Here is a 12,673-nt window from a genome sequence, read left to right as displayed (position 1 = left end):
AGTGATTATGTGAACCATTCGTTGAGTTATGCCTATTTGTTTGTAGAGTTTCTTGAGTTGGCAACGATCCGGTTCGTACCGCATCACTCTGCTCCTCTTAGTTAGCATCACCAGATAGTTCTACTCAATTGAGAAATTTTGCTGCTTCATTTGTAAATTTAAAGAAGGCTCTCTTTCATATATACTTATTGCACTTTCACTGACCTTGAACATTTTCGCAAGGTCTTTTTGCGTTAAATTGTTTTCTGTGCGAATTATACGTAACTTTTGCCCAAAAGTGGCCATTAATTTATCACCTACTCACAATAATAACATAGTACGCTTTAAAAATAATAAATCAACACAGAATGTGTAAGTAATTTATGAAGATATAAAAAAAGGGGTGTGACGTTGTGCGAAATCTTATATCTCAATTTCAGGTGATACTTAATGTGAATAAATATGAGAGACACGACCACCAAATATGAACTCCAGTTATTAAAATAAAAAAATCATTTTAAAAACACAAAAATAAAATCTAAAAGAAATGTCATATGTTGTCGATATAACTAAAGCGAGCATTCGCTGTAATTTATATCGGAGGGAACTAATTATGTACACCATGAAAGAACTAACCAAAAAACTGGCATCATCCATTATGGTGCTGACCTTGATGCTGTCAAGTTCAGGTGGAATGGCTTTTGCAACGCCGCAGCCTGATCAAGACACTCAAGTTTCAGTAACGTCTACTGAAGACGATTCAACAAACATGCCCTCGGATACCCCTGAAGACACATCGACTCCGCCTAGTGAGGGGGAGCAAACGAATGCTTCACTGATTGCAAACGACGATATCCTTCCACCTACGATTAAGGGTAAAAATTATGTTCAGATATTATTTTCCGATCTTTTAAAAAATGATACTGCTATTCCCAGCGAGGGCAGCAATGAACTCAGCGTTATTGGGTTTAGTGATGCAGTAGGCGGAGAAGTAAAGCAATATGGTCAAATGTTTGATTTTGTACCTGATAAAAGTTTTTCGGGAACTGCTTCATTTAAATATACAATTAGTGATGGGCTTCAGACATCGACAGCATCAGTCAGTTTTGAGGTGATGCCTAGAACAACCGTAACTACTGTAACAAGTTCACCCAATTCGTCAAAACAAGGTGAGATGGTACGGATACAAGTGAGAATTGAATCTGATCCTAGAACAACTGGAGATTTACACGGTACACTTATCCTGAAAGATGATAATAAAGAATTAGCAAATCTCACAGTAAATCCGCATGGTATTTCTAACGGTTACACATTAGTGAACTATGAGACCAGCAGTTTAATTATTGGAGATCATCCTCTTACTGCTGAATATAGCGGGGATGCTTTGTTTGAACCAAGCACTACAACTAAAGCATATATCCATGTCGTAACTGATGGCAGTGTGCCGAAACCTGCACCAATGCCTGACCCTACGCCAGCACCGACGCCGACACCAGGGCCGTCACCGACACCAGGGCCGTCACCGACACCAGCACCGACGCCGACACCAGAGCCGTCACCGATACCAGCACCGACGCTGACACCGGCACCAACACCGACGCCAGCACCAGCACCAGCACCAACGCCAGCACCAGCACCGACGCCAGAAGAGGCTGCAGACAAATTCTTTAAAAAGACGGTATTTAAACCAGGTATTGATATTACGCTGACTCTGGAATCCAAAATCAAAGAGGCTCAAAAAAACAAAAGTATGGTATCAGCTCCGAAAGATACAAAAAATCATTGGGCTGAACAAACGATAGATGTCTTCACGAAACTGAACATCATTAAAGGTTACGAAGACAGTTCGATTCGGCCGGATCAAAATATGTCACGTGGGGAGTTTGTGGCAATTCTTTCTCGCATTTTTGAGGTTGAAGGAACAAACAAAGTTACTCTAAAAGATGTAAAAGGACATTGGGCTGAAGAGGCTATCTTACAATTTTCGAGAGCCGGAATTATATCTGGAAACAACAGTGGGACATTCCTGCCTAACAAATCAATAACTCGGGAACAAATGATCGTGATTTTATCAAGAATTGTTGACTTTCAAGAAGTCAATCAAAACTCTAATAAAGTCCAATCGGATGCCTTCCAAATGGCCGCGGAAGCAGGATTAATGAATCGCGATAAGCAGGGAGATTTAAATCTGCATGGAACAGCTTCGAGGGCAGAAGCGCTGCAGCTGATTCTGAACACACTCAAGCTTAACTCTAAAATTAAAACGATGCTGGAACTGCTGTAAATAGTCAAAACACAGTATACACACCGCCTTGAATAAGGCGGTGTTTCTTGTATCTTGTACTAAAAGTATTGTAGGTTTAACCAAGTAGGTAGACATTTATTGACGAAAGGATAATATATGTGATAGCTTCGTTTTAAATGGAAGATGAAGGAACGTATGAGCGGTGACTAGAAAGAAGGAAACCATATGGCTAAGTTAGGAATTATCCGGCATGGCGTAACCGACTGGAATGATCAATACAGGGCACAAGGACACACAGATATCCCGCTCAATGCAGAAGGACGAAGACAGGCGCAGCTGCTCTCAAACCGGATCGGTTCTGAGCAGTGGCATGTCATTTATTCAAGTGACCTGTCAAGAGCGCTGGAAACGGCAGCAATTATTGGTGAAGCTAATTCAATCGAAATTCGAGTGGATGAGCGATTGCGAGAAATGGACTGTGGACAGATTGAAGGTACAACAGAGCAGGAACGTGTCGATCGGTGGGGATACGGCTGGTCGAAGTTGGATCTTGGTATCGAGTCACAGCAATCCATTGTAAATAGAGGCAGACAGTGTCTGGCTGATCTGGCTGACCGCCATTCGAATCAGAACATATTAGTGGTGAGTCACGGGGCATTTCTCAGCTTCACGTTGAGAAGACTTCTTTCTCATATAGATATCACAGAAAATCTGTCTAACACGTCGGTAACCCTTCTGCACAGTGGGCAGCCTCGGTGGGATTGCTCCTTATATAACTGTACGAAACATTTATCAGCATTGTAAGAGCTGCGGGCAAGTTTCGATTCAAGCAGGCAGCAAATAGAGTTTAAGATTGTAAAGTTTATGATTTCATAGGTTCTTGCTAAAGAAGATATAAGTACATACGGAAGGGTGTCAAACTATGCAGATCGAAGATATTCCGTCCGAAATATTGGGGCAGATCGGTAATGTGAGGCATGTCATTTTACCGCGACAGGGACATACGTCTACTGTGGCTGTTCTGGATACATTCGATCGGAAATATGTGATTAAAAAAACGGAGCATGAACTCTACAATGAATGGCTATCGGATGAGTACAGAGCACTTCAGGTTCTAGAAGGCACAGGCCTGCCTGTTCCGAAAACGCATTCATTTTACGCGGATCAGCAATCCAGATGGCTGTTGATGGATCATCTGGAAGGAATCTCATTGAGGCAGTATCTTGCCAGTGATCCAGACCGCATGAACAGGGAGAGAGCCATTGCCAGCTTCGGACACAGCCTTAAACAGCTGCATGAATATCCGTGCCCCATGGAATGGCGGCAATCTGACCAAGATTGGCTTGACAGCATGCTCATCAAAGCAGCGAATAATCTGGCTCATTACTCCGTGGATGGAACTGAGGAACTGCTGTCCTCTTTGAGAAAGAATAGACCTAGTTCGGTCCAGCCGACCTTAATTCACGGGGATTTTACTATGGATAACGTGATCGTCCGTGATGGTGAAGTAATTGGAATTATCGACTGGGCCGGAGCTTCCTGCGGTGATCCCCGATATGACGTCGCTTTAGCCACGCGGCCTAAAGCGAATGCATTTGAGGATCAGTGGGACAAAGAGATCTTCTATGATGCCTATGGTAGGTTACGATTGACAGACGAAGAATATCGTTACTTCGAAGACGGGATATATAACTTTTTTTAAAATGTATAGAGGTAGGGCAGGAATGAATTTATGAAATTTCCGATAGTCGTTGTAGATTTGGATGGAACACTTTTGAAAGCCAACAAAGAAGTATCTGAGCGCAGCATCAAAGCCATTTTGAATTGTGCCAGCCGTGGTCTGAAATTTATATTTGCAACGGCGCGTCCGCCGAGGGCAGTGAAGGTTTTTTTACCGAAGCCCCTGCTTAAACTGGGGTCATTTGTTTATTACAATGGCGCATATATCGACTGTATACATACTGGTAATAACATTCATAAGGCGATTACACCTGCGCTGACTGCTGAAGTTCTGGATTATTGTCTGGCTTGCAATCCGGATCTGGACATCAGTTTAGAAGTGAGAGACGAATGGATGAGTTTGAAGCCTTATGATGCAGGGACGATGATGAATGTAAAAGGGCAGCCGATCGTCAGATCGTTGACGGAACTTAAGCAGCAGGAGGCATCCAAAATTCTGTTTACAGGAAATCTGGGCAGGGCTGCTTTTCAAAAAAGGTTTGAAGCAAAATTAAATATTTTGGTCACAGACGCAGGAGAACTTACGCAGGTCTCGGCGCTAAACGCTTCCAAAGAAGAGGCTGTTTCGCTAATATGTGACGCCATGGGAGCTTCGCTGCAGGATGTCATGGTGTTTGGGGATGATGTCAACGATATCGGTTTGTTTGATCGGTGCGGCTGGCCAGTCGCGATGGGAAATGCCATTGAAGCGCTCAAATGCAGAGCCAAAGAGATCACAGATACGAACGAACATGATGGAGTCGCTATCATTTTGGAGAGGCTGTGTCGTTAATGCTTAAACGAAAAGGGGAGGTTCAGCGCCATGAACTACATCATAAGACAAGCTGTGCTGCAGGACCTACCAGGGCTTTGTTCTGTCAGGAACAATGAGAAGTTATTTCGCTCATATTTGAATCAGCAGGAGAATAACAAAGTTATATTAGTGGCTGCAGCAGCAGAGGATATAGATCACGTTATTCTGGGGTTTGGTTTGCTTAAACTGCATGGTATGCAGGTCCCCAAATTAAGTGATTTGTACGTTAAGGAGGAGTTTCGCGGTCAAGGTGCTGGATCGGCAATGATAAAGTATAGAGAGAAGTGTGCCATAGGACTGGGGTTTAACGAAATATTTGTAAGCGTTGATCCTGTCGAAAATCCCAAAATGATTAAACTTATCACTTCTCACGGCTATCAGGCCATCACAGAACCGTATACGAAAGAGGCGGTCTACTACAATGAAGATGGTTCAAGCTATAAGAAAACGTACATACGAGTTGATCTGAAAAAACAGCTGCTGTAGTCTAATGACTTTACTAAGACATGTTCCTTAACTGAATTCCTCATTGTCTGAATAGATTACGAATGAATGTAATTATATAAGGGTGGTGCATGTATGGAACTCAAAATAAAAAATCTGATGAATGACCGCATTCTGGACGAAGCCGCGGCTAAATTTGGACTTAACTTGGGAGATGTTACTTCCATCGGTGGTTTTCAGAATTTCGTCTATGAATATATGAAAAAGGACAGGCCGTATATTCTCCGATTAACCCATAGTTCGCATCGAACCATCGACTCCGTATGCGGAGAAGTAGAGTGGGTGCAGTATTTGCATAATCACGGTTTATCTGTGAGTAAGCCTGTACCCTCTGTACAGAACAGCTTGGCCGAGGTACTGCATATGAAAGATTTCTATTTTACAGCTGTATCTTTCGAGAAAGCTCCCGGTCAGAAGATATTTTACCCCGAGTGCATGAACAATGATACGCTTGCGGAGAAATGCGGTGAGATCACAGGTCAGCTGCATCAGCTCTCTCGAAGCTTTGAACCCAGTAGTGAGGCATACACACGCCATGATTGGACGAAGAATTCGTATCTATCAACTATGAAAAAGTTCATTCCGGCTGATCAAGTCAACGTGTTTGAGAGTGCTGAGAGACTTATAAGACAGATTCATACTTTGAAAAAGGGTACTGCCTACGGCCTAATTCACGGTGATATTAATGTAGGTAACTTCCTGATAGATGAGAAGTGTTTAACTCTATTTGATTTTGATGAATGTCAGTACAGCTGGTACATAGAAGATATCGCTATTCAGATTTTTTACATGGTCTATGTAGTGCTCGATGATTCCATCCAAGAGCGTAACATGCAGGCGCGCAGATTTCTAAAGCATTTTCTCAAAGGTTATGAACGCTATAGCAAGGTGCATGAAGAATCTTTGCGGCAGCTTCATTTGTTTCTCAGATTAAGAGAATTCATCGTGTATGTCGGGATGTATCGCAGCTTTGATTTAGAACATTTGGATGACTGGACGGTAACCTATTTGAGCGAAAGCCGTGAAAGGCTGGAGAAAGGTATCCCGATTGTAGATGAGCTGTACTGAGATTGATAGAGAGGGGAGGGAGAGTGGAAATGCTGCAGCTCATCTTCAAGCCGCTTACGTTAGAGGACGCGAGAGACATCACAGGCTGGCAGTACGAAGAGCCGTACACGCTGTACAGCTTTTCAAATTCAGATGAAGAGATTTTTGAATTAACGAGTGGAGATTATTTTTCGGCTGTAGATGATGAGAGAGGTACGGTTGGGTACCTGTGTTATGGCGGGGCAGCATGCGTCCCTGGCGGATTAGATGCTGGCATCTACGATGATAAAGAATACCTGGATATTGGACTTGGGTTAAAACCATCCCTGACAGGCAAAAGATTTGGGCTGCCTTTTTTGATACAAAGTCTGAAGTTCCTTGAAAAACAATGTGGTACTTCGAAGTTTCAACTCGTGGTCGCGACATTTAATCAACGTGCAATCCGAGTATATGAGCAGGCAGGGTTCAGGAGACAGCAGGAATTTGTTAGTGGAACAAACCAAGGAGCGATAGGGTTTATCCATATGAGGCTGGATACAGAAGGTATCATACAGACTAAAAATAATAGAATAGATAAGGTTCATCGTGCAGTTCGCGACATGTCTAATGAAGGCTTTTTAGGTCAAGAGGACGTATGGTTGCAGCTTGCAGGCGTCTCCAACTTCGCTTCTTTGCTTGCTGCTCGGAGAGGTAAGGATCGGGAGTTGGCTGCGATCACGGGTTTGCTTCACGGATGTTACCTCTATAGAACGGGAATGAAAGACTTTTCTGGACCTAACAGTGCAGATTCCGCAAGGCAGCTGCTTCGGGAGCTGCAGTTATTCAGTCAGGAAGAGCTATGTATCATACTGCAATCTATTTTTTATCAAGAGCAGTATGAGCAGATTCATGGACCGTATGAAGAGATTCTAAAAGATGCTGTTCTGATACAAAAAGTTTCCTCTCCTGGGGAAGCGCTCGTAAACCGAACAGAGAAAGACAGATTACATCATGTAATGCAGGAGCTTGGCATGACACATGAGGATTATGCTGCGGATTCAGAAGCTGACAATGAAGATTTGCAGGATGATTCGGAGGGAAGACGGACACTTCTTGCTGATTATGCAGAAAAGCTGGCTAAACAAGAGATTATCGGCATTCCAGAGGATGAACGCTTTCGGGAAATTTGCAAGTATTGGCCGGATACAGATATATACGCCGTTCTTAAAGCGAATTGGTGCGCAGCATTTGTGTATCATTGCTGTATGCAGGTGGGGATTAAACTGCCCATTCGTTATCCGAATCATACCTATCGACTAGCTGGAGTAGGGGCTTGGCTGGACTGGTCCAGATCATCTGAGACGGGATTTTTCCATAATGATCGAGAAGGCGGCTTTAAGCCAGGTCGTGGTGATTTGGTTATATATGAAAAGCTTCTGTCTGATGACTCACATGATCACATTGGCATTGTTTTGTCCTGCGAAGATGATTATTTGCTCGTCGCTGAAGGAAATGTCGATAATCAAAACTACTCGGGGATCATTAATCGATCCAGAGAACGTTGTATTCTCGGGTATATTCGAATCAGCGACGATTACCGATTTCATTTTCAAGGGGAATACAGTCCGTTCTAACAATGCAAACCGACGGAAGAGGGGAGAGTGAATGATGTTTAAACATGCATTAGATGACACGAATTCGGCATACATATCGCTGTTAACTTCCAATGATGCGGCAGCTTTATTTCAACTTATTGATCGCAATAGGGAGCATCTCGGAGCCTGGCTCCGAATTCCCAGCATGACATTAACGGAAGAGGATTCAAAAGGTTTCATTGAACGCACTCGTCTGCGTTACGCGAGAGAGGAAGGCTATTGGTTAGGGATTTGGTTCCGAGGTGAGCTGAGAGATTATGAGTTTTTGAATGTAAGATTTCTACATAGGGTGATGTATGGCCTAAGAGCTGAAGAATGGAAACGATCTATAGTACAGCAAAGGTAGGGTGGTTGAAATGTTCGGTTGGCTTTATCGGATATTGTTATTTCCCTCTCCAGCGATCAATTTTTCCACTACTGAGATGGAGGCTTATGAGAAATTAGCTTTAAAAACAACGGAAGACGGCCTGATTGAATATAACTTGCCTTATGCTAAGTTTCGATTTTTAACTTATTTATCTTTACAAGGACTTTATGTATTTCACGGGTCAAATCACACCGCTATACATACCTTTGAACCACGAGAACAGACCTTATTTAACGGCCGATGGACCAATGCTGTTTTTGCTTCTTCCGATCCACACTGGGCGATGTTCTACGCTATTCTCAACCGCAGCAGACTGAAGGGCAGCTTTCGTAACGGATGCATTCTGGGACGCAGACAAAAATATCATTTCTATTCCCTTAATCAATCTACGATATCCAACGATCCGTGGACAGAAGGAATGGTCTATCTCCTGCCCAGAGAGTTGTTTAGTACACCAAGACCAAGGCTAATATCGTTCGATGAATGGATCTGTCATGATCCTGTCGTTCCTATCGCCAAGTTAAGGGTCAGCCAAGAGGATTTTTATTACCACAACAAAGTTGCAGCGCATAACGACGGAGAGCCATTGTTCAAAACATGGCTTTTCTATAAAGCAAGAACAACAGGAGGAAAATTAAAATGAGTAAACGACCTTTATTTGTAATTACAGGTGCAAGCGGTACTGGAAAAACAACGGTGTCATCGCATGTTCGCAAGCTTTTGCCTGAATTTGACGTCTTTGATATGGATATCATCGATAACGTAGATTGGCAGATTGCCAAGGAGAACTGGCTGCGCGTTGCTTACAGCATATCATTAAGCGGGAGAGGTACTATTTTATGCGGCACAATGGTACCTGAAAATATTGCATCCTCCAAATATATTGATCAATTCGATCAGGTTCACTACGTGAACCTGCACTGTGATGATCACGTACGCGAGGCCCGGTTACAAGCAAGAGGCTGGAACGAAGATGCGATTGAGGACCACCGTAACTTTGCGAACTGGCTGCTGCAGCATGCGGGTACCGCCTTTAATCCGGCCATGCCGACAATCGATACAACGGATCTGTCTTCCGAAGAGGCGGCAAAACAAATCGAGCGGTGGGTTAGACAGAACTGGAAGTGAGCTGTATGTGGGAAACTTATAATCTTTGGGAAAAAGTAAAAAAAAGTGAACCGTATAGATGGAGGTCGGAGGCTCTGATGTTACCCTTTCAAGTGAATGATTCAATTGAGTTAAAATTAATTCAATCTCAAGATCGAGATGAGTTATATGCCTTAATTGATAAGAACAGAGCAGTTTTAAGAGAGTGGCTGCTTTGGGTTGATCGCCGGCAATCTCCTGACGATTTAGACGCTGTCATACAAGTCTGGTCACGTAATTACGAAGAGAGAAATGGTTTTGACGCGGGAGTCTGGTTCAATAAAACATTGGTTGGCATGTTGGGTTTACACTACATAGATTGGAAAAATAAAGCGACAAGCATTGGATACTTTTTATCGGAATCCGCACAAGGAAAAGGAATCATTACGACTTCCATTGAGAAATTGATTCCGTATTTGTTTAACGATCTGAAGTTAAATCGAATTATCATCCAATGTGCAGAGAGTAACATCAAAAGCAGAGCCATACCAGAGAAGATCGGATTTATAAGCGAAGGTACGTCCAGACAGGCTCAGTGGTTATACGATCACTATGAAAACATTGTGACGTACAGCTTGTTGTCCAGTGACTGGCAGGAAGGAATTTCGAGATGATACTTAATATTGTGCTGTGGCTGGTCATCATCTGGTTAATTTATCACTATTTTAGCATTCCGAAGAAAGATTACATCAACAGCGTGAATACACCTGCTTCATTTTTCATTACGTCTCCAAACAGGACCGAGGTACAAAAAAATGTGGAATGTGCTGCCTTTTCCAGTGCGTTTGTATTGAGGCATTTTGGCATCGAGTCAGATGGCAATCAGCTGTATCGAACGTATCCGCGAAAACTATTGGATGGCACCTTTTATCCCAAAGCGATCACTGTTTTTTTCAAAAAGCTGGGGTACCCGGCTGCGTATCTGCGCGGTGATGTACATACGTTAAGAAAGCAGATCAGCCGCGGTGTGCCTGTCATTCTATTTATCAAGGTCCATCCGGATAAGAGATTTCAGCACTTTGTGCCGGTCGTGGGATATGATGAAACTCATTTTTATCTGGCCGAGTCCCTGGATTTCAAGCGCAATTGTGACGAAGCACATTACAACCGAAAGATTAGCGTAAGCGAGCTGGAGTCATTGTGGAAAACATGGCTTCCTTTCAGTCGAAACTCCTATATGGTTATTGAGCCTAAACCTGATTCTCTAGGTCAATCTGCGTAAAGAGACTCCTTAAAGAATCAACATGAAGAATCGTTAAAGGCTCGCCTTCTTCAATAAACGATGTAAATATTTCAGCAGGTTAACAAGTTCTGTGTTCGTCTGCATATACATTACAGAAGACGGGTCAAGACTCCGGCTGTCCGAAGTGTATGAACGGAGGGGAGAGACATGGGCATTGAATCATCCTGGATGTTTGATTTGTTTGGAACCGTCTTTCCGGTGGCATTTGTCCTGATTCTGGGTATCGTGCTGTTATCAATGGGGAAAGAAGTATGGAGGTGGGGGCGCAACAATGCAGAGCCTCTGCTGACCGTACACTCACGAATTACCAGCAGACGGGTAAAGGTGAGTCAGTCAGATTCCAGTAGTGCGGCTGCCGCACGATCATTGTATTATGTCACCTTTGAAGTGGAGAGCGGCGATCGGTTGGAATTCAAAGTAAATGGTGAAGAGTACGGCATGTGCGCAGAGGGAGATGAAGGACGGCTATCGTTCAAGGGAACCCGGTATATTGGATTTGAACGAACCAATCGTCTGTATACCGAACGTCTGCGTGGTTAAACGTGGAACAGCTTACGTCCAAGTGGCGTGAGCTTTTTTTTGTGAGCTAATAATCAAATATCACAGGCTCGCCTTCATTGTTGGTCAAGACTGAATTAAACCGACATATGGGCTTCTTCTGCCCAATTAGTCTGTTTCTTACTAAAAATCCGCTAGGTTTTTAATTGAAATGGTTGTTCGTCCACGCATCTGTTCATCTCTATACGTACGTTAAACTATGTCTATAGGGAGGTGTCCATACGGTGAGTCATTCAGAAATGAAGAAACGTTGGAAGAAAAAAAGGGGAATGGTCTACCCTTGTAAAGTCAAATGTAAAGCCAAAAAAAATGGGCGCAGAACGAAGATTATCAGAAAAATGGTGCAGGTAAAATGCCCTCCGCCTGAAGTGAATATTTCGACGCCTACTGTTATTGGGCCAACAGGGGCGCAAGGCCTTCAGGGTATACCGGGAATTCAAGGTATTCAGGGGAATCGTGGTACTCAGGGGGCAACCGGCCCAACCGGACCTGCAGGTGGCCCACCTGGACCACAAGGTCCGCAAGGACAGCCTGGTCCTGCCGGCGCGGTTGGTGCCCAAGGTCCTGTAGGGCCTGCTGGTCCTGCAGGGGCACAAGGGATTCCGGGAGAAGCTGGCAGTGTGGGGCCTCAAGGCTCGCAAGGGAATCCAGGACCCGCTGGTGCAATCGGACCCCAAGGTGTCCCAGGTCCAACTGGGGCGACAGGTGCGGCAGGGGCAGCAGGTCCAACTGGAGCGACAGGTGCCGCCGGTGCCGCAGGAGCAGCAGGTCCAACTGGAGCGACAGGTGCCATAGGTGCTGCAGGAGCAGCAGGTCCAACTGGAGCGACAGGTGCCGCCGGTGCCGTAGGAGCAGTAGGTCCAACTGGAGCGACAGGTGTCGCCGGTGCCACTGGAGCAACCGGAGCAACCGGGGGTGTGCTGGGCTTTGCAGACTTTTTTGCACTGATGCCACCTGACAATGCGACCACAGTTGCCCCGGGTACGGATGTCAGCTTTCCACAGGATGGCCCTACAAGTGGAACTACAATTGCACGCACAGGTGTCAGCTCATTCAACTTGGCAGCGATTGGTACGTACCAGATTTTATTCCAAGTAAGCATTGATGAAGCGGGTCAGCTAATTCTAACGCTCAATGGAGCAGACTTGGCTGCTACTGTCGTCGGGAGAGCAACGGGAACCTCTCAGATTGTCGGTATCGCTCTGGTACAGACCACCGTTATTAATTCCATCCTCACCGTGCGAAATCCGGCAGGTAACGCAACTGCATTGACAATTACTCCGTTGGCAGGCGGAACCAGACCTGTATCGGCGCATCTGGTCATCACCCAATTGGCATAATTAAACGAATACATGCTGCCAATCCAGCGAGGTTTCCAAATCTCTGTGCTTCACATCGAACAGCTTGCGCCTGATGA

Annotated in this window: 15 protein-coding genes; 14 read left to right on the top strand and 1 reads right to left on the bottom strand. The window is 44.4% G+C overall.

What is annotated here, in order from left to right:
• Positions 1-120: 120 nt before the first annotated feature.
• Complete coding sequence (locus tag MKY97_RS16180; RefSeq protein ID WP_342551375.1) at positions 121-285, bottom strand: helix-turn-helix transcriptional regulator; 165 nt, start codon at positions 283-285, stop codon at positions 121-123.
• A gap of 307 nt (positions 286-592) precedes the next feature.
• On the opposite strand from MKY97_RS16180, the gene MKY97_RS16175 reads away from it, so the two are divergent.
• The 14 genes from MKY97_RS16175 to MKY97_RS16110 all read left to right on the top strand — a co-directional run bounded on the left by MKY97_RS16175 (position 593) and on the right by MKY97_RS16110 (position 12,596).
• Entirely contained in the window at positions 593-2,263 is a 1,671-nt protein-coding gene (locus MKY97_RS16175; protein ID WP_342551374.1) for an S-layer homology domain-containing protein, read from the top strand.
• A gap of 186 nt (positions 2,264-2,449) precedes the next feature.
• Positions 2,450-3,028 carry a histidine phosphatase family protein gene (locus tag MKY97_RS16170; protein WP_342551373.1) on the top strand — a complete coding sequence of 193 codons (579 nt, stop codon included), beginning with the start codon at positions 2,450-2,452 and terminating at the stop codon, positions 3,026-3,028.
• A 118-nt stretch (positions 3,029-3,146) separates the two neighbouring features.
• The gene (locus MKY97_RS16165) at positions 3,147-3,926 is read left to right on the top strand and encodes a phosphotransferase (RefSeq protein ID WP_342551372.1); all 780 of its coding nucleotides are present in this window, start codon (positions 3,147-3,149) and stop codon (positions 3,924-3,926) included.
• Positions 3,927-3,956: 30 nt separating this feature from the next.
• Entirely contained in the window at positions 3,957-4,736 is a 780-nt protein-coding gene (locus tag MKY97_RS16160; protein WP_342551371.1) for an HAD family hydrolase, read from the top strand.
• Between the two features lie 30 nt (positions 4,737-4,766).
• Positions 4,767-5,243 (top strand): GNAT family N-acetyltransferase, encoded by a 477-nt coding sequence (locus MKY97_RS16155; RefSeq protein WP_342551370.1) that lies wholly within the window; start codon positions 4,767-4,769, stop codon positions 5,241-5,243.
• Positions 5,244-5,336: 93 nt separating this feature from the next.
• A complete protein-coding gene (locus tag MKY97_RS16150; RefSeq protein ID WP_342551369.1) occupies positions 5,337-6,329 on the top strand; it encodes a phosphotransferase in 993 nt (330 codons plus the stop codon).
• A 29-nt stretch (positions 6,330-6,358) separates the two neighbouring features.
• Entirely contained in the window at positions 6,359-7,921 is a 1,563-nt protein-coding gene (locus MKY97_RS16145) for a GNAT family N-acetyltransferase (RefSeq protein WP_342551368.1), read from the top strand.
• 31 nt (positions 7,922-7,952) lie between these two features.
• Complete coding sequence (locus tag MKY97_RS16140; protein WP_342551367.1) at positions 7,953-8,288, top strand: hypothetical protein; 336 nt, start codon at positions 7,953-7,955, stop codon at positions 8,286-8,288.
• A 10-nt stretch (positions 8,289-8,298) separates the two neighbouring features.
• Positions 8,299-8,952 carry a hypothetical protein gene (locus MKY97_RS16135; RefSeq protein WP_342551366.1) on the top strand — a complete coding sequence of 218 codons (654 nt, stop codon included), beginning with the start codon at positions 8,299-8,301 and terminating at the stop codon, positions 8,950-8,952.
• Entirely contained in the window at positions 8,949-9,437 is a 489-nt protein-coding gene (locus tag MKY97_RS16130; RefSeq protein WP_342551365.1) for an AAA family ATPase, read from the top strand. Before MKY97_RS16135 ends, MKY97_RS16130 begins: the two co-directional genes overlap by 4 nt.
• 77 nt (positions 9,438-9,514) lie before the next feature.
• On the top strand, positions 9,515-10,069 hold the full coding sequence (locus MKY97_RS16125) for a GNAT family protein (protein WP_342551364.1): 555 nt from the start codon (positions 9,515-9,517) through the stop codon (positions 10,067-10,069).
• Positions 10,066-10,677, top strand: a complete 612-nt coding sequence (locus tag MKY97_RS16120; protein ID WP_342551363.1) for a C39 family peptidase — start codon at positions 10,066-10,068, stop codon at positions 10,675-10,677. Before MKY97_RS16125 ends, MKY97_RS16120 begins: the two co-directional genes overlap by 4 nt.
• 168 nt (positions 10,678-10,845) lie before the next feature.
• The gene (locus MKY97_RS16115) at positions 10,846-11,238 is read left to right on the top strand and encodes a DUF2500 domain-containing protein (RefSeq protein ID WP_342551362.1); all 393 of its coding nucleotides are present in this window, start codon (positions 10,846-10,848) and stop codon (positions 11,236-11,238) included.
• A 242-nt stretch (positions 11,239-11,480) separates the two neighbouring features.
• A complete protein-coding gene (locus tag MKY97_RS16110; RefSeq protein WP_342551361.1) occupies positions 11,481-12,596 on the top strand; it encodes a collagen-like protein in 1,116 nt (371 codons plus the stop codon).
• Positions 12,597-12,673: the final 77 nt, after the last annotated feature.

Source organism: Paenibacillus sp. FSL R7-0652, assembly GCF_038595045.1.
Classification (GTDB): Bacteria; Bacillota; Bacilli; order Paenibacillales; family Paenibacillaceae; genus Paenibacillus.
Note: the sequence above shows the minus strand (reverse complement) of the source record. Positions and strands in the feature narration are given on the sequence as shown.

Excerpts from the sequence above, each read along its gene's own strand:
- MKY97_RS16165 (WP_342551372.1), top strand. The coding sequence starts at position 3,147 with ATGCAGATCGAAGATATTCCGTCCGAAATATTGGGGCAGATCGGTAAT.
- MKY97_RS16180 (WP_342551375.1), bottom strand. The coding sequence starts at position 285 with ATGGCCACTTTTGGGCAAAAGTTACGTATAATTCGCACAGAAAACAAT.
- MKY97_RS16120 (WP_342551363.1), top strand. The coding sequence starts at position 10,066 with ATGATACTTAATATTGTGCTGTGGCTGGTCATCATCTGGTTAATTTAT.
- MKY97_RS16150 (WP_342551369.1), top strand. The coding sequence starts at position 5,337 with ATGGAACTCAAAATAAAAAATCTGATGAATGACCGCATTCTGGACGAA.
- MKY97_RS16125 (WP_342551364.1), top strand. The coding sequence starts at position 9,515 with ATGTTACCCTTTCAAGTGAATGATTCAATTGAGTTAAAATTAATTCAA.
- MKY97_RS16170 (WP_342551373.1), top strand. The coding sequence starts at position 2,450 with ATGGCTAAGTTAGGAATTATCCGGCATGGCGTAACCGACTGGAATGAT.
- MKY97_RS16155 (WP_342551370.1), top strand. The coding sequence starts at position 4,767 with ATGAACTACATCATAAGACAAGCTGTGCTGCAGGACCTACCAGGGCTT.
- MKY97_RS16130 (WP_342551365.1), top strand. The coding sequence starts at position 8,949 with ATGAGTAAACGACCTTTATTTGTAATTACAGGTGCAAGCGGTACTGGA.
- MKY97_RS16145 (WP_342551368.1), top strand. The coding sequence starts at position 6,359 with ATGCTGCAGCTCATCTTCAAGCCGCTTACGTTAGAGGACGCGAGAGAC.
- MKY97_RS16140 (WP_342551367.1), top strand. The coding sequence starts at position 7,953 with ATGATGTTTAAACATGCATTAGATGACACGAATTCGGCATACATATCG.
- MKY97_RS16160 (WP_342551371.1), top strand. The coding sequence starts at position 3,957 with ATGAAATTTCCGATAGTCGTTGTAGATTTGGATGGAACACTTTTGAAA.
- MKY97_RS16115 (WP_342551362.1), top strand. The coding sequence starts at position 10,846 with ATGGGCATTGAATCATCCTGGATGTTTGATTTGTTTGGAACCGTCTTT.
- MKY97_RS16135 (WP_342551366.1), top strand. The coding sequence starts at position 8,299 with ATGTTCGGTTGGCTTTATCGGATATTGTTATTTCCCTCTCCAGCGATC.
- MKY97_RS16175 (WP_342551374.1), top strand. The coding sequence starts at position 593 with ATGTACACCATGAAAGAACTAACCAAAAAACTGGCATCATCCATTATG.